Source organism: Rhodococcus koreensis (genome assembly GCF_900105905.1).
GTDB classification, from domain to species: Bacteria; Actinomycetota; Actinomycetes; order Mycobacteriales; family Mycobacteriaceae; genus Rhodococcus_F; species Rhodococcus_F koreensis.
Genome location: NZ_FNSV01000005.1, coordinates 8,087,669 through 8,110,900, shown reverse-complemented (window position 1 = coordinate 8,110,900; position 23,232 = coordinate 8,087,669). Strand labels below are relative to the sequence as shown.

At 69.0% G+C, this 23,232-nt stretch carries 23 protein-coding genes; 17 read left to right on the top strand and 6 right to left on the bottom strand.

The annotated features are described in order from the left end of the window. Positions 1-8: 8 nt before the first annotated feature. On the bottom strand, positions 9-1,085 hold the full coding sequence (locus BLV94_RS41560) for a glycerate kinase family protein (protein ID WP_072945462.1): 1,077 nt from the start codon (positions 1,083-1,085) through the stop codon (positions 9-11). Between the two features lie 88 nt (positions 1,086-1,173). Here BLV94_RS41560 and BLV94_RS41555 point away from each other — a divergent pair, with 88 nt between their 5' ends. Then, positions 1,174-1,830 carry a DUF3043 domain-containing protein gene (locus BLV94_RS41555; protein ID WP_072945464.1) on the top strand — a complete coding sequence of 219 codons (657 nt, stop codon included), beginning with the start codon at positions 1,174-1,176 and terminating at the stop codon, positions 1,828-1,830. Positions 1,831-1,833: 3 nt separating this feature from the next. Here the strand turns inward: BLV94_RS41555 and BLV94_RS41550 are convergent, their stop codons facing one another. Beyond that, entirely contained in the window at positions 1,834-2,049 is a 216-nt protein-coding gene (locus BLV94_RS41550; RefSeq protein ID WP_072945467.1) for a hypothetical protein, read from the bottom strand. Between the two features lie 100 nt (positions 2,050-2,149). Here BLV94_RS41550 and cobU point away from each other — a divergent pair, with 100 nt between their 5' ends. Genes cobU through BLV94_RS41535 form a run of 3 tightly spaced genes read left to right on the top strand, consistent with a single transcriptional unit; the run spans position 2,150 to position 4,670 of the window. Next, entirely contained in the window at positions 2,150-2,794 is a 645-nt protein-coding gene (gene cobU / locus BLV94_RS41545; protein WP_072945469.1) for a bifunctional adenosylcobinamide kinase/adenosylcobinamide-phosphate guanylyltransferase, read from the top strand. Next, the gene (cobT, locus tag BLV94_RS41540; protein WP_072945471.1) at positions 2,791-3,927 is read left to right on the top strand and encodes a nicotinate-nucleotide--dimethylbenzimidazole phosphoribosyltransferase; all 1,137 of its coding nucleotides are present in this window, start codon (positions 2,791-2,793) and stop codon (positions 3,925-3,927) included. Before cobU ends, cobT begins: the two co-directional genes overlap by 4 nt. A gap of 2 nt (positions 3,928-3,929) precedes the next feature. Next, complete coding sequence (locus BLV94_RS41535) at positions 3,930-4,670, top strand: adenosylcobinamide-GDP ribazoletransferase (protein WP_072945473.1); 741 nt, start codon at positions 3,930-3,932, stop codon at positions 4,668-4,670. Positions 4,671-4,713: 43 nt separating this feature from the next. Here BLV94_RS41535 and BLV94_RS41530 read toward each other — a convergent pair whose 3' ends face one another. Both BLV94_RS41530 and gcvT read right to left on the bottom strand, forming a co-directional pair. Further along, complete coding sequence (locus tag BLV94_RS41530) at positions 4,714-5,817, bottom strand: branched-chain amino acid aminotransferase (RefSeq protein ID WP_072945475.1); 1,104 nt, start codon at positions 5,815-5,817, stop codon at positions 4,714-4,716. A gap of 63 nt (positions 5,818-5,880) precedes the next feature. Next, on the bottom strand, positions 5,881-6,981 hold the full coding sequence (gcvT, locus tag BLV94_RS41525; protein ID WP_072945477.1) for a glycine cleavage system aminomethyltransferase GcvT: 1,101 nt from the start codon (positions 6,979-6,981) through the stop codon (positions 5,881-5,883). A gap of 126 nt (positions 6,982-7,107) precedes the next feature. On the opposite strand from gcvT, the gene BLV94_RS41520 reads away from it, so the two are divergent. Then, positions 7,108-8,625, top strand: a complete 1,518-nt coding sequence (locus tag BLV94_RS41520) for a leucyl aminopeptidase (protein WP_072945478.1) — start codon at positions 7,108-7,110, stop codon at positions 8,623-8,625. Between the two features lie 68 nt (positions 8,626-8,693). Here BLV94_RS41520 and BLV94_RS41515 read toward each other — a convergent pair whose 3' ends face one another. Further along, on the bottom strand, positions 8,694-9,032 hold the full coding sequence (locus BLV94_RS41515) for an oxidoreductase (protein WP_072945480.1): 339 nt from the start codon (positions 9,030-9,032) through the stop codon (positions 8,694-8,696). Between the two features lie 327 nt (positions 9,033-9,359). Between BLV94_RS41515 and sucB the strand changes: the two genes are divergently transcribed. From sucB to BLV94_RS41490, 5 genes are all read left to right on the top strand, one after another. Beyond that, a complete protein-coding gene (gene sucB, locus BLV94_RS41510; RefSeq protein WP_072945482.1) occupies positions 9,360-11,087 on the top strand; it encodes a 2-oxoglutarate dehydrogenase, E2 component, dihydrolipoamide succinyltransferase in 1,728 nt (575 codons plus the stop codon). Positions 11,088-11,179: 92 nt separating this feature from the next. Beyond that, positions 11,180-12,070 (top strand): TIGR01777 family oxidoreductase, encoded by an 891-nt coding sequence (locus BLV94_RS41505; protein ID WP_072945484.1) that lies wholly within the window; start codon positions 11,180-11,182, stop codon positions 12,068-12,070. 48 nt (positions 12,071-12,118) lie between these two features. Then, complete coding sequence (lipB, locus tag BLV94_RS41500; RefSeq protein WP_072945486.1) at positions 12,119-12,895, top strand: lipoyl(octanoyl) transferase LipB; 777 nt, start codon at positions 12,119-12,121, stop codon at positions 12,893-12,895. Between the two features lie 52 nt (positions 12,896-12,947). Continuing rightward, positions 12,948-13,958 (top strand): lipoyl synthase, encoded by a 1,011-nt coding sequence (lipA, locus tag BLV94_RS41495; protein ID WP_174705527.1) that lies wholly within the window; start codon positions 12,948-12,950, stop codon positions 13,956-13,958. A 73-nt stretch (positions 13,959-14,031) separates the two neighbouring features. After that, positions 14,032-14,790 (top strand): DUF4191 domain-containing protein, encoded by a 759-nt coding sequence (locus tag BLV94_RS41490; RefSeq protein WP_072945564.1) that lies wholly within the window; start codon positions 14,032-14,034, stop codon positions 14,788-14,790. A gap of 83 nt (positions 14,791-14,873) precedes the next feature. Here the strand turns inward: BLV94_RS41490 and BLV94_RS41485 are convergent, their stop codons facing one another. Then, positions 14,874-15,350 carry an RDD family protein gene (locus BLV94_RS41485; RefSeq protein WP_072945490.1) on the bottom strand — a complete coding sequence of 159 codons (477 nt, stop codon included), beginning with the start codon at positions 15,348-15,350 and terminating at the stop codon, positions 14,874-14,876. 212 nt (positions 15,351-15,562) lie between these two features. Between BLV94_RS41485 and glnA the strand changes: the two genes are divergently transcribed. From glnA to BLV94_RS41450, 7 genes are all read left to right on the top strand, one after another. After that, positions 15,563-16,999: a type I glutamate--ammonia ligase gene (glnA, locus tag BLV94_RS41480; RefSeq protein WP_005247755.1), complete on the top strand. Its 1,437-nt coding sequence runs from the start codon at positions 15,563-15,565 to the stop codon at positions 16,997-16,999. 269 nt (positions 17,000-17,268) lie between these two features. After that, positions 17,269-18,522, top strand: a complete 1,254-nt coding sequence (locus tag BLV94_RS41475; protein ID WP_072945493.1) for a multidrug effflux MFS transporter — start codon at positions 17,269-17,271, stop codon at positions 18,520-18,522. 6 nt (positions 18,523-18,528) lie between these two features. Further along, a complete protein-coding gene (locus BLV94_RS41470; RefSeq protein ID WP_072945495.1) occupies positions 18,529-19,509 on the top strand; it encodes a putative antibiotic biosynthesis monooxygenase in 981 nt (326 codons plus the stop codon). 99 nt (positions 19,510-19,608) lie between these two features. Further along, positions 19,609-20,259, top strand: a complete 651-nt coding sequence (locus BLV94_RS41465; protein ID WP_072945497.1) for an ABC transporter permease — start codon at positions 19,609-19,611, stop codon at positions 20,257-20,259. After that, the gene (locus tag BLV94_RS41460) at positions 20,252-21,478 is read left to right on the top strand and encodes an ABC transporter ATP-binding protein (RefSeq protein WP_072945499.1); all 1,227 of its coding nucleotides are present in this window, start codon (positions 20,252-20,254) and stop codon (positions 21,476-21,478) included. The genes BLV94_RS41465 and BLV94_RS41460 overlap by 8 nt, the downstream gene beginning before the upstream one ends. Further along, the gene (locus BLV94_RS41455; RefSeq protein ID WP_072945501.1) at positions 21,475-22,248 is read left to right on the top strand and encodes an ABC transporter permease; all 774 of its coding nucleotides are present in this window, start codon (positions 21,475-21,477) and stop codon (positions 22,246-22,248) included. Before BLV94_RS41460 ends, BLV94_RS41455 begins: the two co-directional genes overlap by 4 nt. Further along, complete coding sequence (locus tag BLV94_RS41450) at positions 22,248-23,231, top strand: glycine betaine ABC transporter substrate-binding protein (RefSeq protein WP_072945503.1); 984 nt, start codon at positions 22,248-22,250, stop codon at positions 23,229-23,231. The genes BLV94_RS41455 and BLV94_RS41450 overlap by 1 nt, the downstream gene beginning before the upstream one ends. Position 23,232: the final 1 nt, after the last annotated feature.

The following is a 23,232-nucleotide window of genomic DNA, read 5'->3' as shown; positions in this document are numbered from 1 at the left end:
GTTTCGGGTTACTGCCGTGCGGCTGTGCCGTCCCATCCACGGGCTGCGGCGGCGGCGAGGTCTCTCAGCTGCGCGTATGCGTCCGACATCGCGAGTTCGACCGACCCGGCGTGGTCCGCCAGGGACAGCGCGTCGTCGATGCCCGCGCGGTCCAGATCGGCGGTGTCGAGGAGCACCTGCCCCGCCAGGACGAGCGTCGCGATGGCCCGCCTGCGGGCTGCGGCGGCGAGCGCGATCACGAGTTTGCCGCGCAGCGACTGCTGGTCGAGGCGACCTTCGCCGGTGATCACGAGCTGCGCGGAGGCGAGTTGCCGGTCCTGCCGGGTGCGCTGGGCGACCACGTGGGCGCCGGATTCGCGGGTCCCACCGAGCGCGAGCAGCGCGGCGCCGATACCACCCGCGGCTCCGGCTCCGGCCTCGGCCGCGACGTCCCGGGCGGTCGCCCGGTGCAGTTGCCCGGCCCACGCGGTGTTCCGGTCCTCGAGGAAGGCGACGGTGCCGGGGTCGGCACCCTTCTGCGGCCCGAACACGCGGGCGGCGCCGTGCTCGCCGAGCAGCGGGTGTTCGACGTCGGTCGCGGCCACCAGTTCCACCGCGCGCAGCCGGGCGACAGCGGCGTCCGCGCTGCCGAATCCCTCCGCGAGGGATTCGACGAGGCCGCGGCCGCCGTCGGTGCAGCTGCTGCCGCCGAGACCGACGACGATTCTGCGGGCTCCGGCGTCGAGGGCCGCCACCACGAGTTGCCCGACGCCTCGACTGTGCGCGTCTCGGGCGGTGCGGGGCGTCGGCGGTCCGCCGAGCAAGCCGAGCCCACAGGCCTGGGCGGATTCGAGGTAGGCGTCGGTGCCGTCGAGGAGCCAGCGGGCGGGGACGTCGACGCCGAGTGGACCTTCCACCACCGTGGTCCGGACGGTGCCGCCCGCTGCGGCGACCACGTCCACGAAGCCGGGGCCGCCGTCGGACTGCGGGGCCTCGATCAGCTGGTCGTCCGGGCGCACGGCCGACCATCCGGCCGCGATGGCGGCGGCCGCCTCGACGGCGGTCAGCGTCTCACCGAAGGAGTCCGGTGCGATCAACACTCGCATCGGCGAAGTGTATGGCGACGGGCGCGACCCGGCATTTCGATGAGACGGCGGTTTTCCACTCGGTGGCGTCTTCCCATAGTCTGGAAGGGTGAAATTGCTACGCCGCGGTGATTCGGACGATTCAGACAAGCGGGACGTCGAGGTCGCCGAGTCGTCGACGGCCCAGGAGGCGGAGTCCGTCGAGCAGGCGGGCAAGGGCCGCCCGACCCCCAAGCGGCGTGACGCAGAGTCGAAGCGTCGCGGACCGGTTGCGCCCGCACCCCTGACCGCGAAAGAGGCCCGGGCCCGTAAGAAGGCGACCCGCGGCAGCAAGGAAGAGCGCAAGGTTGCCGCGGCGGAGCGACGCGCCACCGCCGCCGAGCGGCGCACCCGCATGCTCGCCGGCGAGGACAAGTACCTTCTCCCCCGCGACAAGGGCCCCGTGCGCGCGTACGTCAGGGACATCGTCGATGCCCGGCGCAACCTGGTCGGCCTGTTCATGCCGCTGGCGCTGGTTCTCATCATGGCGATGTTCGTCAGCCCGGCCCTGCAGGCGATCGTGACGCTCGCCATGCTCATCATGATGATGTTCATGGCCATCGAGGGTGTCTGGCTGGGCCGCAAGATCAACAATCAGGTGCGGGAACGCTTCCCGGACACCCCCGACGGCGGTTTCAAGCTCGGCTGGTACGCGTTCGTGCGGGCGTCGCAGATCCGCAAGCTGCGGGCCCCCAAGCCGCGGGTGCGGCCCGGCGACGCCATCTGACGGTCAGTTGTGGGGCGCGCGGTGCGTCGCGGCGAGCAGCCGCCCCAGTTCGGCGTCGCGGTCGTGCGACAGGTCCGCCAGGGGATCGGCAGGCCGGAAGAAGTTGTCGCGGTAGCTGTTCCGCAGCCGCGGATGGAGTGGACCCAGGTGCCGACCGGCGTATGTCACGGCCGCTTGCAGCACGAGGAGAAGTGCAACGAGGACGAGGAATTCGGTCATGGCTGAAATTCTCCGCTCGTCCACTTCCCGCCAACAGTGGCGGAATTGACGTTCTTCGTCAAAATACTGCCACGTCGGCGGGTTGGTAGCGTTTCCCTCCGTGCCCACCGCCGATCCCCGGGACCACCCGGGTCACCCGTACCAGCCCTCGCGAACGCTGGTACTCGGTGGTGCACGGTCCGGTAAATCCGCGCATGCCGAGGAACTGACCCAGGCCCTGGCCGGGGCGGGCCGGGTGCGCTACGTCGCCACCAGCCACCGCGACCCCGACGACCAGGACTGGGAGCACCGGGTCGCCGAGCACCGCGATCGGCGCCCCGACAGCTGGGTCACCGTGGAAACCGCGCACCGTCGCGACCTCGCCGATCAACTTCGTGCCCGCACCGACGCTACGGCGACCCTCGTCGACGATCTCGGCACCTGGCTCACCGTCGAACTCGACGGCGCCGCCGCCTGGGATTCGCCGCGGGGCACCATCGGGCCCCGCACGGACGACCTGGTCGCGAGCGTCCGCGACTACCGCGGGGCACTCGTGCTGGTGACCCCCGAGGTGGGGCTCGGCGTCGTCCCGGAGACCCGGTCCGGTCGCCTGTTCCGCGACGAGATCGGCGCCCTCAACTCGCGGCTCGCGCAGGTCTGCGATCGCGTGGTCCTCGTCGTGGCCGGGCTGACCATGACCCTGAAAGACGATCCCCCACGTGCGTCGTGCGGGGCAGATTCCACTCGAGCGAGAGGCCAAGCGTGACCAGCGAGTCCGTGAGCACCGACCCCGGTCGGTTCGAACCCGTCACCCCACCCGACGAAGGGATTCGCGCGCAGGCCGAGGCCCGTCAGCTTCAGCTCACCAAACCGGCCGGATCGCTCGGACGTCTGGAGACGCTGGCGTGCTGGGCCGCGGCCTGCCAGGGCGTCTGCCCACCCGCCCCGTTCGCACGGGCACGGGTGGTGGTGTTTGCCGGCGACCACGGCGTGGCACGGACCGGCGTCTCGGCGTATCCGCCCGAGGTGACAGCGCAGATGGTCGCCAACTTCGTCGGCGGCGGGGCGGCCGTCAACGCTCTCGCGAACCGGGCGGGCGCCGGCGTGCGCGTCGTCGACCTGTCGGTCGACGGCGACACGGATCCGTCGGTGTCCGCGTTCAAGATTCGGCGCTCGTCGGGGGCGATCGACCGCGAGGACGCGCTCACACACGAAGAGACCCTGAAGGCCATCGAGGCCGGACGATCGATCGCCGACTCCGAAATCGATTCCGGCGCAGACCTGTTGATCGCCGGCGACATGGGAATCGGCAACACCACACCGGCCACCGTTCTCATCGCCGCGCTGACGGACACCGAACCGGTCGCGGCGGTCGGCCGGGGCACCGGTGTCGACGACGCCGGCTGGATCCGGAAGACGGCGGCGATCCGCGACGCGCTGCGCCGCGCCCGGCCGGTGGTCCGGGACACGGTGGCGCTCCTGCGCACGGTGTCGGGCGCCGACCTCGCCGCGATGGCCGGGTTCCTCGCGCAGGCCTCCGCCCGCAGGACGCCGGTGATCCTCGACGGCGTCGTCGTGACCGCGGCCGCGATGGTTGCGGAGGAACTGGCGCCCGGCGCCCGCGCGTGGTGGCTGGCCGGCCACCGTTCCACCGAACCGGCCCACACGATCGCGCTGAAGCATTTGCAACTCGACCCCCTCCTCGAACTCGACATGCGACTCGGCGAGGGGTCCGGTGCCGTCACCGCACTGCCGATCCTTCAGGCCGCCGTCGCGACACTCGCGGAGATGGCGACGTTCGCAGAAGCCGGGGTCAGCACCCGCGACGCCGAAGACGGCTCCGAAACCCGGACCGACTCCGGCACCGGGACCGACTCCGCCGCCGACACCGCGGGCTGACCGTGACGGGCGTGCTGCTCGCCTTCTCCTGGCTGACCGTCCTCCCCCTGCGCGGACCGGACACCGTCGACCGCGCGGCGGGAGGCCGCGCGATCCGCGCGGCGCCGGTGACGGGGATCGCGCTGGGCGCCCTGGCCGCGGGGCTGCTGTGGGTGCTCGTGTCCGCCGGTCTCGACCCCGCCCTCGCCGGCCTGGTGACGGTCGGGGCGCACGCCCTCGCCACCCGCGGCATGCACGTCGACGGACTGTCCGACACCGTCGACGGGCTCGGCTGCTACGGGCCGCCGGAGCGGGCGCGGGCCGTGATGCACAGCGGTGGTGCGGGACCGTTCGGGGTGTGCGCCCTGGTGATCTGCCTGGGCGCGCAGGGGCTGGCGTTCGGATCTCTCGCCGCCGCAGGACAGTTCGCGGGTGTGGCCGTCGCCGTGGCGGCCGGGCGGGTGGCGGCCGTGTTCGCCTGCCGCCGCGGAATCCCCGCGTCCTCCACGGAAGGGTTCGGCGCGCTGGTCGCCGAAACCCAGTCGCCGTGGACCGGACTCGCCTGGACCGTTCCGCTCCTCGCGGCGGGCGCGTGGTGCATCTCGCCGTGGTGGCAGGGACCGGTCGTCGTGGCGGTGGCGCTGACACTCACCGCACTGCTGGTGGGCCACTGCGTCCGGCGATTCGCCGGCCTGAACGGTGACGTGCTCGGAGCCGCGCTCGAGATCACCGTCACCGTCTCGGCGATCGGTCTCGCTTTCTGACCGACCGCCGCAACGGCTCAGCGCAGTCGACCGCCGAAACGGCTCAGCGCAGTTTGGTCATCCAGCCGTGGGTGTCGGCGAACGTTCCCCGCTGAATTCCGGTCAGCGTGTCGCGCAGGGCCATGGTGACCTCGCCGGGCTCGCCGTCGGCGATCGTGAATTCACCTTCGGCGGACTTGACCCGGCCGACGGGCGTGATGACCGCCGCCGTTCCGCACGCGAACACCTCGGTGATCTCGCCGGACTTCGTCTTGGTGCGCCATTCGTCGGTGCTGATCCGCCGCTCCTCCACCGCGAAACCGGCGTCGATCGCGAGGGTCAGCAGCGAATTGCGGGTGATCCCCGGCAGCAGCGAACCGGACAGGGACGGCGTCACGAGGCGGGCGTCGGATCCGGAGCCGAACACGAAGAAGAGGTTCATACCGCCCATCTCCTCCACGTACGACCGCTCGATCGCGTCGAGCCACACCACCTGGTCGCAACCCTCGTCGGCGGCCTGCGCCTGCGCGAGGAGCGACGCCGCGTAGTTGCCGGCGAACTTGGCGGCACCGGTGCCGCCGGGTGCGGCCCGGACGTACTCCGTCGACAGCCACACGCTGACCGGCTTCACCCCCCGCGGGAAGTACGCGCCCGCGGGCGAGGCGATCAGCAGGTAGCGATACTCGTCGGCCGGACGCACACCGAGACCGGCCTCGGTGGAGAACATGAACGGGCGCAGGTACAGCGCGTCCTCACCGCCGGCCGCGGGCACCCACTCGTGGTCCAGCTCGAGCAGTTCGGTGATCGACTTGACGAACAACTCCTCCGGCAGCTCGGGCATCGCGAGACGGCGAGCCGACGTCGCGAGCCGCTCGGCGTTCGCCTCGATGCGGAACGTCGAGATGCCGCCGTCCGGCTGCCGGTACGCCTTCAGACCCTCGAAGATGGCCTGTCCGTAGTGCAGGACCATCGCGGCGGGGTCGAGCTGGAGCGGCCCGTACGGCTCCACCTTCGCGTCGTGCCAGCCGAGCTCCGTGGAGTAGGTGATCGACGCCATGTGGTCGGTGAAGTACCGGCCGAATCCGGGCGCCGCCAGTATCTCTCGCCGTACCTCGTCGGAGGTGGGGGCGGGATGCGGGACGCGAACGAACTCGGTGACACCTGTCATGCTCGTGATCTTATCGAACGCCTTCCTCCGCCCCACCGCCGACAGGTCGTCCGCGACAGGTGCTTACTTGGTGTTGATCTCCACGAACGGCGGGGACACCACCTCGGCGCGCAGCGAGCGCCCCCGGACGTCCACGGAGATCTCGTCTCCGGCCGACACCCCGGACCCGGAATCGAGCAGCGCCAGCGCGATCCCGACCTTGAGCGTGGGCGAGAACGTGCCCGACGTGGTCTCGCCGATCGACTCGCCGTCGCGGAGCACGGTCTGACCGGCGCGCAGGACCCCGCGGTCCAGCGCCTTGATGCCCCACAGCCTGCGGGCCGGGCCGGACGCTTTCTCGTCGGCGAGAGTCTCCCTGCCCCAGAACTTCGGCTTCTTCCAGCCGATCGCCCAGCCGCAGCGCGCCTCGAGCGGCGAGATCTCGAGCGACAACTCGTGCCCGTGCAGCGGGTACCCCATCTCGGTGCGCAGCGTGTCCCGGGCGCCGAGGCCGGCGACCTGGCCGCCGTGAGCGCGAACCTGCTCGACCGCCGCCCGGAACAACTTCTCGCTGTCTTCCCAGCGTGGCAGCAGCTCGAAGCCGATCTCGCCGGTGTACCCGCTGCGGCAGACACGGACGGGAACGCCGTCCCAGGTGGCGTCCGTGAAGGCCATGTAGTCGATGTCGGTCGGCAGGCCGAGCGCGGTGAGCACCTCTACCGACTTCGGCCCCTGCACGGCGATCACGCCGAAGTCCCGGTGCTGGTCCTCCACAGTGACCCCGTCGGGGGCGGCGGCGGCCAGTGCCGCGACCACGTCCGCGGTGTTGGCCGCGTTGGGGACGAGGAACACCTCGTCGGGGCCCACGTAGTAGGCGATCAGATCGTCGATCACTCCACCCGACGGCGTGCAGCACAGCGTGTACTGCGCTTTGCCGGGCCCGATCTTGTCGAGGTCGTTGGTCAGCGCCGAGTTCACGAACGCGGCGGCGCCGCTGCCCCGCACGAGGGCCTTGCCGAGGTGGCTGACGTCGAACACTCCCACCGATTCACGGACCGCGGTGTGCTCGGCGACGGTGCCGGCATACGACACGGGCATCTCCCAGCCACCGAACGGAGCGAACGTGGCCCCGAGTTCGACGTGGACGGCGTGGACGGGCCCCTGCGACAACTGCTCCTCGGTCATGCGCCTCAACCTATCGGACCTCCGGGTAGACGCGCACCGGGTAGCCGACGACGGCGGAGCACTACCATCGGGACGGACGTCGGCCACCCGGCACCACTCATCCCCCACCGCTGCAGGAGAGACACCGTGAGCACTCGCACAGCCCGACCCCTCGGACCACAACTCGCACTGGCCGGCACCGTCGGCAAGCGCGTGGACGTGTTGGTGATCGGACTGACGTCGAGCCCGGACGGCCCCGAAATCGCGCTCGGAGACGGCATCGTCGACGAATCGGTGCTGACCGACCTGCTCGACACGCTCGTCGCGGTGGGCGCCTCCGGCAAGGCCGAGGAGACCACCCGCATCCCGGCACCCGGCACGCTGCCGGTCGACAGCGTGCTCGCCGTCGGACTCGGTTCGGCCGAGAAACTCGACGCCGAGCAGATCCGCAAGTCCGCGGGCGCCGCGGCGCGTTCGCTCAGCGGTGTCGGCACTGTCGCGACCACCCTGTCCGTGCTCGATCTCGGTGCGGCAGCCGAAGGTTTCGCCCTCGGCGCGTACCGGTTCACCGAATTCAAGTCCGCGAAGTCCGCTCCCGGCCCGGACGCACAGCCCGTCTCCCGGGTGGAGCTGCTGGTGTCGTCCCCGCGGGCGAAGGAGGCGAAGTACACCCTCGCACGCTCGTCGGCGATCGCCGAAGCCGTCGCCACCGCACGCGAATTCGTCAACACACCCCCGAGCCACCTATTCCCAGCCGAATTCGCCGACCGCGCAAAGACACTCGGCACCGACGCGGGACTGAAGGTCGAGGTCCTGGACGAGAAGGCGCTCGAAAAGAACGGGTACGGCGGCATCCTCGGAGTAGGCAAGGGCTCGTCCCGCCTGCCGCGACTGGTCCGCCTCAGCTACTCCGCCAAGAAGCGGAACGCCCCCAAGGTCGCGCTCGTCGGCAAGGGCATCACGTTCGACACCGGCGGCATCTCCATCAAGCCCGCCGCAGGCATGGAGAACATGACGTCCGACATGGGCGGCGCCGCAGCCGTTGTCGCGACCGTGGTCCTCGCCGCCAAACTCGGACTGCCCGTCGACGTCACCGCCACCGTCCCGATGGCCGAGAACATGCCGTCGTCCACCGCGCAGCGCCCCGGCGACGTCCTCACCCAGTACGGCGGAACCACGGTGGAGGTCATCAACACCGACGCGGAGGGACGCCTCGTCCTCGCCGACGCCATCGTCCGCGCCTGCGAGGACGAACCCGACTACCTGATCGACACGGCGACGCTTACCGGCGCGCAGATGGTGGCACTGGGCAACCGGACCCCCGGCGTCATGGGCACCGACGAGTTCCGCGACCGCGTCGCCGCCATCTCCCAGACGATCGGTGAGAACGCGTGGGCCATGCCGATGCCCGCCGAACTGCGCTCGGACCTCGACTCGAAGATCGCCGACCTCGCCAACGTCACGAATCACCGCTGGGGCGGCATGCTCGCGGCGGCCCTGTACCTGAAGGAGTTCGTCGCCGACGGCGTCCAGTGGGCGCACATCGACGTCGCCGGACCGGCCTACAACTCGTCGGGACCGTGGGGTTACACCGGCCGCGGCGGCACCGGCGTGCCGGTGCGCACCATGATCTCGGTGATCGAGGACATCGCCGCCAACGGTTAGGCCCTCCGGGCTCGTGCGCCTTTTCGGTTGTTCCAGCAACCACAAAGGCGCACGGGCGGCGGAGCCGCCTACAGGTCGCGTTCGCGCTCCCGCTTCCGCTCGATGCGGCGCCGCGCGTCGTGGTCGCGCATCCGCTGCGGGTAGCCGGTCTTGCGGACGTCGTACACCGGGATGCGGAGATCCTCCCCGAGTTTGCGGGCGCCGCGTTCGCCGCCCACCCGGCGCCGGGTCCACTCGCCGTCCGCCGCGACGAGCACGACGGTGACTTCGGTCACTGTCGTCCGGGGTTCCACGTACGCCTCTACACCGAGGTGCGTGCGAGTCCAGTTCGCGAGATGGGCGGCATCCTCCGGGGACGCCTGAGATCGGCCGGACCGAGGCCGCGAGAAACGGTCGAACAACCCCACGTCGAGCCTCCTCGAGTGCGTACGCGGGACGGCGCCCGCGATGTCCTCCAAGTTTGCCAGCGAACGTCCGGTTTCCGCCGCGCACGAAAACTACCGGCCAGTAGGGATTACGTGGCGACACACCGGAGTCGTCGGGGGGTCCCCCTCGGCGGACGCGCCCGTCGGATCAATGGAAAGATGTGGAGCGCCGACACAGCGAGTGGGTGACGACGAATCGGAATTACCTGCAAGTAGACGCAAGACACGTGCATCTCGAGCACAATGGTTCACGACCACAAGTCGACAAAATTCAACAACCCGAACACAACTGTCGAGGAGTCAAAAGACATGGCCTTCTCCGTCCAGATGCCAGCGCTTGGTGAGAGTGTCACCGAGGGAACTGTCACGCGGTGGCTCAAGCAGGAAGGAGACACGGTCGAAGTTGACGAACCCTTGCTCGAAGTCTCCACGGACAAGGTGGACACGGAAATCCCGTCTCCCGTGGCCGGCGTTCTCAGCAAGATCGTTGCTCAGGAAGACGACACCGTCGAAATCGGTGGCGAACTTGCCGTGATCGGCGACGCCGGTGAGGCTCCCGCCTCCGACTCCGCTCCCGCACCCGCCGCCGCAGAGCCGGCTCCCGCCGTGGAGGCACCGGCCGCAGAGCCCGCGCCCGCAGCGTCCGGCGGCGGTTCCGCCGACGGCACCGCGGTGAACATGCCCGAACTGGGTGAGTCCGTCACCGAGGGCACCGTCACCCGCTGGCTCAAGGCCGTCGGCGACGAGGTCGCCGTGGACGAGCCGCTCGTCGAGGTGTCCACCGACAAGGTCGACACGGAGATCCCGTCGCCCGTCGCAGGCACGCTTCTCGAGATCAGCGCCGAGGAAGACGACACCGTCTCCGTCGGCGGTCAGCTCGCCGTGATCGGTTCGGGTGCGCCCGCCGCCAAGCCGGCCGCGGCACCGAAGCCCGAGCCCACCCCCGAGCCCGCGAAGCCCGCTCCGGCCCCGGAACCGGCGAAGCCCGCACCCGCCCAGAGCGCTCCGGCTCCGGCCGCCGCACCGGCAGCATCCGCGCCTGCTCCCGCCGCCGCTGCACCCGCTCCCGCGGCGACGTCCGGGGACAGCACCCCGTACGTCACCCCGCTGGTACGTAAGCTCGCCGCGGACAACGGCGTCGATCTGTCCTCGGTCACGGGCACCGGAGTCGGTGGCCGCATCCGTAAGCAGGACGTTCTCGCTGCCGCCGAAGCCAAGAAGGCACCGGCCGCCGCTGCCGCGCCTGCCGCCGCACGGCCTGCCGCCGCTGCTCCGGCAGCCGCCTCCGCCGGGGTCCGCCCCGAGCTGGCCCACCTGCGCGGAACCACGCAGAAGGCCAACCGGATTCGCCAGATCACCGCCACGAAGACCCGGGAGTCGCTGCAGAGCACGGCGCAGCTCACCCAGACCTTCGAGGTCGACGTCACCAAGATCGCGGCCCTGCGCTCGCAGGCCAAGAACACCTTCGTCGAGCGCGAGGGCGTCAAACTCACGTTCCTCCCGTTCTTCGCGAAGGCCGTCGTCGAGGCGCTGAAGTCGCACCCGAACGTCAACGCCAGCTACGACGAGGCGAACAAGCAGATCACCTACTACGACGCCGAGCACCTGGGCATCGCGGTCGACACCGACCAGGGCCTGCTGTCCCCCGTGATCCACAACGCCGGCGACCTGTCGCTGGCCGGACTGGCCCGCGCCATCGCGGACATCGCCAAGCGCGCCCGCTCCGGTGGGCTCAAGCCGGACGAGCTGTCCGGTGGCACGTTCACGATCACGAACATCGGCAGCCAGGGCGCCCTGTTCGACACCCCGATCCTCGTGCCCCCGCAGGCCGCGATGCTCGGAACCGGTGCGATCGTCAAGCGTCCCGTGGTCGTGACCGACGAGTCCGGCAGCGAGAGCATCGGCGTCCGCTCGATGTGCTACCTGCCGCTGACCTACGATCACCGTCTCGTCGACGGTGCCGACGCCGGCCGCTTCCTGACCACGATCAAGCAGCGTCTGGAGCAGGGCGCGTTCGAGGCCGATCTCGGCCTCTGATCCGTCACCGGACTTCGAGCCGAACGTAGTTTCGCAGGGGCACCATTTCCAGCAGGGATGGTGCCCCTGCGCTGTGAAGGAGGCTGTTGCACATGCGCGTGGTCATCGCCGGATCCTCCGGGCTGATTGGCACCGCTCTCGTCTCGTCCCTCCGCGGCGACGGTCACGACGTCGTCCGTCTGGTCCGCCGGTCGTCGGCGGGTCCCGACGAGTCCCGCTGGGATCCGCAGAAGGACCGGCTCGACACCGGGATCCTCGCGGACGCCGACGCGGTCGTGAATCTGTGCGGCGTCGGGATCGGCGACAAACGCTGGACCGGTGCATACAAGCAACTGATCCGGGACAGCCGGATCGCCGCCACCGACGTCCTGGCCGAGGCTGTCGCCGAGGCCGGGGTTCCCGTGTTCGTGAATGCGAGCGCCGTCGGCTACTACGGCGACACCGGCGACCGCATCGTCGACGAGACCTCGCCGTCCGGGACGGGTTTCCTCGCGGACACCTGCCGCGACTGGGAGGCCGCGACGGCCCCCGCCGACGACTCGAAGATCCGGACGGTGCGGCTGCGCAGCGGCATCGTCCTGTCCCCCCACGGCGGCCTGCTCGGCCGGCTGAAGACCCTGTACTCGTTCGGGCTCGGCGGCCGGCTCGGCAACGGCCGCCAGTACCTGTCGTGGATCTCGTTGGAGGACGAGGTCGATGCGATCAAGTTCGTGCTCTCCCGCGACGACGTGGCCGGTCCCGTGAACGTCACCGGCCCGGCACCCGTCACCAACGCGCAGTTCAACGGCGCGGTCTCGCGGACGATGCACCGCCCCGCCCCGTGGATCGTGCCCGGGTTCGCGCTCAGCGCGCTGGTGGGCGAGTTCGCGCAGGAAGGCATTCTGGCCGGGCAGCGCGCGATCCCGACGGTGCTCGAGAACGCGGGATTCCGGTTCCGGCACAACACCATCGGGGAAGCGCTCGACGCCGCCCTCGTGCGGTGAACCCGGCTCGTGGCGGTACGGCCACCGGCCCGGCGTAACCTCTAGCGCATGAGCAGCGCGACACAATCCGCCCGTTTCAGCCCCTCTCCGATCTCCGTCGAACACCTCGGCACGATCGGGTACGTCGACGCCTGGGACCGACAGCGCGAGCTGGCGGCGCAGCGCGCCGAGAACGTGGGCACCGACACGCTGCTCCTGCTCGAACACCCCGCCGTCTACACCGCGGGACGCCGCACCGAACCGGAGGATCGTCCCACCGACGGCACTCCCGTCATCGACGTCGACCGCGGCGGGAAGATCACCTGGCACGGCCCGGGACAGCTGGTGGGCTACCCGATCGTCAAGCTCGCCGAACCGGTCGATGTCGTGCGCTACGTCCGCAGGCTCGAGCAGGCGCTGATCTCCGTGTGCACCGACCTCGGCATCGTCTGCGGCCGAGTGGACGGCCGCTCCGGCGTGTGGCTGCCCGCGTCCCTCGACAACGGGCAGTGGCTGCCCGAGCGGAAGGTCGCAGCGATCGGGGTGCGGGTGCAGCGCGGTGTCGCTCTGCACGGCTTCTCGCTCAACTGCAACTCCGTTCTGACGGGCTTCGACGCGATCATCCCGTGCGGCATCCGCGACGCCGGGGTGACGTCGCTGTCGCGGGAACTGGGCCGCGACGTCACGGTCGAGGAGGTCACACCCGCGGTGACGGCGGCCGTCGTCGCCGCACTCGACGGCGAACTTCCGGTGACCGACCACGACATCGAGCGGGTGACGTTCGACTCCGCCGCCGCGGAGACGACGTCCTCCGCACCCACCTTCACTACTGTTCAGTACGGTTGACCTCCGCTCCCCGGCCCGCCGGGTGCGACGGGCCGGGCGTACCATCGTCTCCGTGACTGTGGCCCCAGAAGGACGCAAACTGCTCCGCCTCGAGATCCGAAATGCGGAGACTCCGATCGAACGCAAACCCAACTGGATCAAGACGAGAGCGAAGATGGGCCCGGAATACTCCGAGCTCAAAAGCCTCGTCAAACGCGAGGGTCTGCACACCGTCTGCGAAGAAGCCGGCTGCCCCAACATCTACGAATGCTGGGAAGACCGCGAGGCGACGTTCCTCATCGGCGGTGAACAGTGCACCCGCCGCTGCGACTTCTGCCAGATCGACACCGGCAAACCCGACGACCTCGACCGCGACGAACCCCGCCGCGTCGCCGAATCCGTCCAGGCGATGGGACTGCGCTACTCCACCATCACCGGCGTCGCCCGCGACGACCTCCCCGACGGCGGCGCCTGGCTCTACGCCGAAACCGTCCGCCTGATCCACCAGCTCAACCCCGGCACCGGCGTCGAACTGCTCATCCCCGATTTCAACGCCAAACCCGACCAGCTCGCCGAGGTGTTCTCCACCCGCCCCGAGGTGCTCGCCCACAACGTCGAAACCGTCCCCCGCATCTTCAAGCGGATCCGGCCCGCGTTCCGCTACCAGCGCAGCCTCGACGTGATCACCGCCGCCCGCGAAGACAACCTGGTCACCAAGTCCAACCTCATCCTCGGCATGGGCGAGACCCCCGACGAGGTCACCCAGGCGCTGCACGACCTGCACGACGCGGGCTGCGACATCATCACCATCACCCAGTACCTGCGCCCCTCCCCCCGCCACCACCCCGTCGAGCGGTGGGTCAAGCCCGAAGAGTTCGTCGAGCACTCCCAGGCCGCCGAGGAGATCGGGTTCGCCGGCGTCATGGCCGGACCGCTCGTCCGCTCGTCGTACCGCGCCGGCCGCCTCTACGCGCAGGCGATGGCCCACCACGGGCGCGAATTGCCTGCTGGACAGGCGCATCTCACCGAAAGCGGTGACGCCTCGCAGGAGGCCAGTTCCCTCATGGCGCGCCTCGCCCGCTGACCACGGCGGGTGCGCGGTGATCGACACCGGACGGGTCATCACCGCGCACGGCCAGGGACGTATCCTGAAGAGCATGGCGAACGGCAGTAAAACCGGTAAAGCGGGCAAACCCAGTAAAGAAGCAAAGGCAGCCGCCAAGGCAGCCCGCAGGCAGGCGTCGAAGGAACGCAGAACCCAGCTCTGGCAGGCGTTCCAGATGCAGCGCAAGGAAGACAAGCTGCTGTTGCCGCTCATGCTCGGCACACTCGTCGGACTCGCGGTGGTGTTCTTCCTCGTCGGTCTGATCTGGGGCCTGCAGTGGTTCCTCCTCCCGATCGGCCTCCTCCTCGGCGTCCTCGGTGCGTTCATCATCTTCGGCCGGCGCGTGCAGAAGACGGTGTACGGCAAGGCCGAGGGCCAGGCCGGTGCGGCCGCGTGGGCGCTCGACAACATGCAGGGCTCCTGGCGCGTGACCAGCGCGGTCGCAGGCACCACCCAACTCGACGCCGTGCACCGCGTGATCGGACGCCCCGGCGTCATCCTGGTCGCCGAGGGATCACCGCAGCGCGTGAAGTCGCTCCTCGCCCAGGAGAAGAAGAAGACGGCGCGCCTCGTCGGCGACACCCCGATCTACGACATCGTCATCGGCAACGACGAGGGCCAGGTCCCGCTGTCGCAGCTGCAGAAGCACCTGAACAAGCTTCCCAAGAACATCGACACCAAGCGGATGGACGCCATCGAGTCGCGGCTCGCCGCGCTCAGCAGCCGCGGTGGCGGCGCGGCACTGCCCAAGGGTCCGATGCCCGGCGGCGCGAAGATGCGCGGCGTGCAGCGCACCATCCGTCGCCGCTAGAAGCCGGTCGCCTTCCACCTGGTCCGCGTCACACCTACTCCGCCCGATGTCGAATCCGACATCGGGCGGAAGACGTTCGGGGGTCAGCGCGTGCGGATCAGCGCGGTGCCGGTGGCGCGGTCCTGCATGCCGCGACCGTCGACGTCCGTGATGGTGCCGGGCACGACGAACACGAGCAGCGCCTGACGCACCAGGGCCCGCACGAAGCCGACGCGGGCGGGTCCGTCCACGCGCGCCACCTGCATGCCGAGGAACAACTGCCCCGGGGTGAAGGAGAACAGCGTCACCGTGGTGACACCGACGACGAACCAGACGAGCAGTGTGATCGTGGAGAACGGGCCGTCGAAGAAGTTGTCGCCGATGATCAGAGCCGCGACGCCGGCCGACGACACCCAGTCGATCATCAGCGCGGCGAGACGGCGTCCCGTGCTCGCGAGTGAACCGGGTCCCTCCGCCTGCAACCCGAGGCGCTCGCCCCGGAAGGACTGCGTCGTCTCGTCGGCGCCGTCCGGCAGTGCAGCCGAAGGTCCGGAGAGCCAAGAACCGGTGATACGTGCCATGCTGTCCAGGATAGGCGTCGTCTCTCCGAGGACCTCACACCGGAGCTTGGGGCTGTGTGCGCAGTCACAGCGGGTGTAAAAGCCCAGGAAGATTCGACGTGTAACACGGGCGAAACAAAAGGTTGACCGGCGGGCAACACCAAGTCCATACCGTCTGGCTCGACGAATTTCGCCAATATCCACTTGGCTGAAGCGACTTAAGGAGCACAAGCGTGGCGTTCACCACGGCCGAAGAGGTCATCAAGTTCATCAAGGACGAGAACGTCGAGTACGTCGACATCCGGTTCAGCGACCTGCCGGGTGTGCAGCAGCACTTCTCGATCCCCGCGTCCGCGTTCAACCAGGACGTGTTCGAGGACGGCCTCGCGTTCGACGGTTCGTCCGTCCGCGGCTTCCAGTCGATCCACGAGTCCGACATGATGCTCCTCCCCGACGTCGCCACCGCCCAGATCGACCCCTTCCGCGCCGCCAAGACGCTGAACATCAACTTCTTCGTGCACGACCCGTTCACGCGCGAGTCCTACAGCCGCGACCCTCGTAACGTCGCGCGCAAGGCCGAGGAATACCTGAAGTCGACCGGCATCGCCGACACCGCCTTCTTCGGCGCCGAGGCCGAGTTCTACATCTTCGACTCGGTCCGCTACGACTCCGGCATCAACGGCGCGTTCTACGAACTCGACTCCATCTCGGGTTCCTGGAACACCGGCAACGACGTGAACGCCGACGGCAGCCCCAACCTGGGCTACAAGGTCCGCCCCAAGGGCGGTTACTTCCCCGTCGCTCCGTACGACCACTACGTCGACCTGCGCGACGAGATCTCCACCAACCTGCAGAACGCGGGCTTCGAGCTCGAGCGCGGCCACCACGAGGTGGGCACCGGCGGCCAGCAGGAGATCAACTACAAGTTCAACACGCTGCTCGCAGCCGCTGACGACCTGCAGCTGTTCAAGTACATCGTGAAAAACACTGCCTGGCAGCACGGCAAGTCGGCCACCTTCATGCCGAAGCCGCTGTTCGGCGACAACGGTTCGGGCATGCACGTCCACCAGTCGCTGTGGAAGGACGGCAAGCCGCTGTTCCACGACGAGGCCGGCTACGCGGGCCTGTCCGACATGGCGCGTCACTACATCGGCGGCATCCTGCACCACGCTCCGTCGCTGCTGGCCTTCACCAACCCGACGATCAACTCGTACCACCGCCTGGTGCCGGGCTACGAAGCCCCCATCAACCTGGTGTACAGCCAGCGCAACCGCTCGGCGGCCGTGCGTATCCCGATCACCGGCAACAACCCGAAGGCCAAGCGCCTCGAGTTCCGCGCCCCCGACTCCTCGGGTAACCCCTACCTGAACTTCGCGGCGCAGATGATGGCCGGCCTGGACGGCATCAAGAACAAGATCGAGCCGCAGGCTCCCGTCGACAAGGACCTCTACGAGCTCCCGCCGGAGGAGGCCCGCAACATCCCGCAGGCCCCCACCAGCCTGTCGGCTGTCATCGACCGCCTCGAGGCCGACCACGACTACCTCACCGAGGGCGGCGTGTTCACCTCCGACCTGATCGAGACGTGGATCTCGCTCAAGCGTGAGCAGGAGATCGCTCCGGTCAACCTGCGTCCGCACCCCTACGAGTTCCAGCTGTACTACGACGTGTAAGTCGTGATGCCCGCCGACATGCGGGCCGGCACTTCCTGACGAGCCCATCCGTGGCGCCGGCTGATTCCAGCCGGTGACATGGGTGGGCTCGTTGTGCGTCGCGGGCTCCCCCGCTGCGGGCGCACCCGGAACCGGCACGGCGCGGTAGTGCGCAGTCGTATGATCCAGGGAACCGACCGCACGGACCGTTGCGGCATGTTCACGTGAAGACTTTCGGGAAACTTGCTCCGTTCTCCATCCCCCATGGGTCGAGAAGCAGGTGGTGCGGGATGTCAGTGCCCACGACGCCGACCGGCGTCCCGGTGCCGCGCCGTGTCGTGGTCATCCTGCTGCTGGTGATTCCGCTCAGCCAGATCCCGCTGGACATCTACACCCCGGCGCTGCCGCAGATGGTGCTCGATCTGGACTCGTCCGCGGCCGTCGTGCAGAACACGGTGACGGCGTACATGCTGGGTATGAGTCTGGCGTTCATCCCGGTCGGACTGATCGCGGATGCGGTGGGCCGCAAACGAACTCTGCTGACCTGCCTGACGATCCTCGTCGTCACCAGTGTGGGATGCGCACTCGTGCAGAACATCACGGTCCTGCTCGGGCTGAGATTCGTGCAGGGTATCGGCGGGTGTGCGTGCCTCGTCCTCGCGTATGCGATCGCCGCCGACTGCTACCGCGGCGCCCGGCTCACATCCGTGTCCGGTCTCCTCGGGGCCGCGTGGGGGCTGGCCCCCGTTCTCGCGCCCGCCGTGGGCGGTGTGCTCGTGCAGTTCATGTCGTGGCGCCTGGTGTTCGGGCTGATCGCGCTTCTGGCTGCGCTCGCCGTTCCCCTCGTCTTCGCGGGACTGCCGGAGACGCTTCCGAAGGAATCGCGATCACCGGTCGATGCGACGGCGGCGGCGCGGGTGCTGCGGGCCGCGCTGCGCCACCGCCTCTTCGTGGGCTTCGTGCTCGTGTTCGGACTGATGGCGTCCGCCCAGATGGTGTTCGGCGTCGTCGCGCCCTTCCTGTACCAGGAGATCCTCGGCTTCTCCCCCGCCGCGTACGGCGCGGTGGCGCTCGTCGTGGGCGGCGCCAACCTTCTCGGCGAACTCGCCTGCAGCGCACTCGCCGTCCGGGTCGGCACCCGCCGCCTCGCTTTCGGCGCCTGGTGGGTGTTCGTGCTCGGCGCGCTGGTACTGGCCGTCACGGCCGGGATGTCCGTCGTCACCGCGCCGGCCATCACGATCGGCGCCTGCCTCGCACTCGCCGGATGCGGCGTGCTCTGCCCGCAGATGTACGGGCTGGCTCTCGGGCTGTTCACCCGCAATCTCGGGCTGATCGGCGGTGTCGTCACCGCCGCCTGCTATCTCGTCGTCAGCGCGGCGATGGCCGTCGCGGGCGTGCTGCCGGAGAACAGCCAGGCACCGCTCGGCTGGCTCTACCTCGCTCTCGGCGCCGGCGCCGGAATTCTGCTCCTGCTCACCACATCCGCCCGGCAGTCCGACAGTTCCCCCACCGAGGCGCCCGCACCACGAACCGACCGGAGGTGATCTCACGTGCCGCACCCGAGCCAGCACGGCCCAGCCGCATCCCCGGTGTCGGTGATCTTTCAACGCCGGATCGACGACGCCCGCTACGCCGAATATTCGCAGTGGCAGAAACGCGCGGCGGACGCCCTCGCGACGGTTCCCGGTTTCATCGATCAGGACATCGTGCCGCCGTCGCCGCCCGTGCAGGACGACTGGGTGGACGTGCTGCGGTTCACCACCCTCGACGACGCCCGGGCGTGGCTCGACAGCGACCTGCGGACGGAACTGGTGGCGGAGATCAAGCACGCCTTCATCGGCAACGAGGACGTCCACCTGCTCACCGGTGAGCAGACCCGGGAGCAGTCGGCGACGTCGGTGGTCATCTCCTGTCACGTCGACCCCGCGGACGAGTCGGCGTTCATGGACTGGCAGCGGAAGATCTCCGCCGCCGAGGCAGGGTTCCGCGGCTTCCGGGGGCACAAGGTCGAGAGGCCGGTGCAGGGAATCACCGAGGACTGGACGATCGTGCTCAGCTTCGACACCGAGGACAACCTGGGGTCGTGGATGGATTCACCGGAGCGGGCCGCCCTCCTCGAGGAGGGTGAGAAGTTCAACAGGAATCTCCGGATCCGCAAAGCGAGCTACGGTTTCGACTTCTGGTTCCGCGGCACGGGCGGCGACGAACCGCCCCCGGTGCCCGTCGCCCGCAGCAACCTGCTGGCGCTGCTGGTGCTGTACCCGCTGGTCGTGATCTGGGGTCATTTCTTCAGCGCGCCGTTCATTGAGGCGCACGGTGTGCCGATCGCGGTCGCCCTGTTCATCGGGAACCTGGTCACCACCCAGATCCTCGGGTGGTGGGCGGTTCCCGCGGCGTTCAAGGCGTTCGGGTGGTGGATGGACCCGGCGATCCCTGCCCGGCGGCGGAACCTGGGCTACACCGTCATGGTCGTGCTGTTCGCGATCTCGATCGGCGTGTGCACCCTGCTGTTCATGATCCCCACGACCTGACGGGAGTTTCCCGATTCACCTGCGCGATGTCCGGGTACATAGCACTGTGAAGGACCGAGGTCTGTTTTCACATCTGGAGAAAGGTGTGCGCGGTTGGACATGCAGCAACTGTGGGACTTCGTCTCCGCCAGGAAACAGCAACTCCTCACAGACTCGCTCCTGCACGTCAGTGCCGTCGTGCAGTCGGTGGTCATCGCCACGATCGTCGCGGTGGCGATCGGGATCCTGGTGTACCGGAGCCCCGCCGGCTCCGCGATCGCGACCGCCCTGGCCGGCACGATCCTCACCATCCCGTCGTTCGCCCTGCTCGGCCTGCTCATCCCGATCCTCGGGCTCGGTGTGGCCCCCACCGTGACCGCCCTGGTGTTGTACGCGCTGCTGCCGATCATCCGGAACACCATCCTCGGACTCGCGTCCGTCGACCCCGCCGTCACCGACGCCGCCCGCGGTGTGGGGATGAGCCGCACGACCGTGCTGAGCAGGATCGAACTCCCCCTCGCGTGGCCGTCGATCCTGACGGGCATGCGGGTGAGCACGCAGATGCTGATGGGCATCCTCGCGATCGCCGCCTACGCCAAGGGCCCCGGGCTCGGCAACCTGATCTTCTCGGGACTGTCCCGCGTCGGCAGCCCGACAGCGATACCGCAGGCCCTCACGGGGACCGTGCTCATCGTGATCCTCGCCCTCGTACTCGACGGCGTCCTCGCCGTCGTCGGCCGACTCACCACCTCCAGGGGGATCCGTGACTGATCTCGATACACCTCACACCAACGGCAGCACGGTCTCGGGCGTGGACATCGTCCTCGAAGACGTCGTCAAGAGCTATCCCGGCCAGGAGAAGGCGGCGGTCGACAACGTGTCGATGCGCATCCCGGCCGGGGAGATCGTGGTCCTCGTCGGCCCGTCCGGCTGCGGGAAGACCACCACGATGCGGATGATCAACCGGCTCATCGAACCGACGTCGGGGAAGATCACGATCGGCGGCAAGGACGCCCTGTCCATCGACCCCGACAAGCTGCGGCGCGGCATCGGCTACTCGATTCAGCAGGCCGGGCTGTTCCCGCACCTGACCATCGCCAAGAACGTCGGCACCGTCCCCGGGCTGATCGGCTGGGACAAGAAGAAGATCGCCGACCGCACCGACGAGATGCTCGACCTCGTCGGACTGGAACCCGGCCTCTACCGCGAGCGCTACCCCCGCCAGTTGTCGGGCGGTCAGCAGCAGCGGGTGGGGGTGGCGCGGGCACTGGCCGCCGATCCCCCGGTGCTGCTGATGGACGAGCCGTTCGGCGCGGTCGACCCGATCACCCGCGCACTACTGCAGGACGAGTTGATGAGACTGCAGTCCGATCTCGGCAAGACGATCGTGTTCGTGACGCACGATTTCAACGAGGCGGTCAAGCTGGGCGATCGCATCGCGGTGCTGGGCAACCAGTCGCACATCATGCAGTACGACACGCCGGAGGCCATCCTCGCGCATCCCGCCAACGACATGGTCGCCGGGTTCATCGGCGCCGACGCATCGCTGAAGCAGCTGACGCTCACCCGGGTGGCGGAGGTCGAACTCCTCGATTGCCCGACCGCGTACGAGGACGGCTCGGTGGACGATCTGCGGGCGGCGATCTCCCCCCGCAAGATCAAGTGGGGCATCGTCCTGGACGCGCGGGACCGGCCGATCCGCTGGGTGTCGCTGCACCATCTGGCCACCGCCACCTCGCTGCACGACCTCGGCGACCCGATCGACGAGGTGATGTCCACCCAGTCGACACTGCAGGACGCCCTCGAGGCACTGCTGGCGGAGAGCAGCGCGTCGACGATCGTCACCGGCCTGCATGGCGAGTACCGCGGCCTGATCACGATCGACACGCTGGTGGCACACCTGTCCGCGATGCGTGAAGAACACGCGCACGACGACGAGGACGCCGAGCCGCAGCAGGACGGGGCGAGTGAGCGCGGGACACCGTCATGACGGCCGCCGTCACCACGAAGCCCACCGCTCCGGCCGCCCGGCGTTCGGAGCGGGCCCGCCTGCTGGTCCAGCCGATCCTCGTCCTGTTCCTGGTGGTGGGTGTCCTCGGCTGGGCGTTCAGCCGAGACCTGACCGCCACGCAGAAGGGCAGTCTCAACGCCGCGAACATCGCGACCCTGACGTGGCAGCACGTGCTGATCACCGTGGTCGTGGTGGTGATCGTCGTCATCGTCGCCGTCCCGCTCGGGATCCTGCTCACCCGGCCCGGGTTCACCAAGCTGGCACCGGTCTTCATCGGCATCGCCAACATCGGGCAGGCCGCGCCTGCCATCGGACTGCTCGTGCTGCTGTTCCTCGCGACGGGGACCACCGGATTCTGGATCGGGGTGCTCCCCATCGCGTTCTACTCCCTCCTGCCCGTGCTGCGGAACACGATCCTCGGTCTGCAGGAGGTCAATCCCGCGGTCATCGACGCCGGGCGGGGACAGGGCATGACGGCCGGTCTCGTGCTGCGCAAGGTCGAGTTCCCGCTCGCCGTCCCGTACATCCTCGCCGGACTGCGCACGTCGCTGGTCCTCGCGGTGGGCACCGCGACGCTCAGTTTCCTCGTCAGCGCCGGCGGTCTCGGAATCCTCATCGACACCGGATACAAGCTGCGCGACAACGTGACTCTGGTCGTGGGAGCCGTGCTCGCGGTCGCGCTGGCGCTGCTCGTCGACTGGTGCGGCGCCCTGGCCGAGGAGTTCCTCGGCCCGAAGGGGCTGCGCTGATGAACCTCCTGCGGAAGGCGATCGCCGCGACGGCCGTGACGTTCTGCGGGGTCCTCGCAGTGTCCTGCGGTCTCGAATCCGGAGGCGCCCTGCCGCTGTCGGTGGAGCCGGGCAGCATCCAGCCCGTGCCCGAACTCGAGGGCGTCCCGATCACCGTCGGGTCCAAGGACTTCACCGAGCAGGTCACCCTCGGGTACATCATCGAATTCGCGCTCAGCGCCGCAGGCGCCGACGTGCGCGACCTCACCAACATCCAGGGGTCCAACAGCACGCGGGACGCCCAGCTGGACGGTCAGATCGACGTCACCTACGAGTACACCGGCACCGGGTGGATCAACTACCTCGGCAACGAGATTCCGATTCCCGACCCGACCGCGCAGTTCGAGGCCGTCCGCGACGAGGACCTCGAACGCAACGGCATGGTGTGGGTGGATCCCGCCCCGATGAACAACACGTACGCGCTCGCGATGAGCAGGCAGACCGCCGAGGAGACCGGGATCACCACGCTGTCGGAGTACGCGGACCTGGTCAACCGCGACCCCGCCGCGGCGACGACGTGCGTGGAGACCGAGTTCAACGTCCGCCAGGACGGATTCCCGGGCATGGCCGCCAAGTACGGCTTCGATCCGGCTCGCGCGAACCGCCAGATCCTGCAGACCGGCATCATCTATCAGGCCACCGCGGACGGAACCCAGTGCAAGTTCGGTGAGGTGTTCACGACGGACGGCCGCATCATCGCGCTCGATCTGGTGCTGCTGGAAGACGATCGCCAGTTCTTCCCGAAGTACAACCCGGCGATCACGATGCGCAAGGATTTCGCCGAGGAGCACCCGCAGGTGGCGGAGGTGATGGCCCCGATCTCTGCGGCCCTGACCAACGAGGAGATCACCGAACTGAACCGGCGGGTCGACGTGGAGGGCGAGGAACCGGCCGACGTGGCCCGGGACTGGCTGGTGCAGAAGGGATTCGTCACGCTCCCGTGAC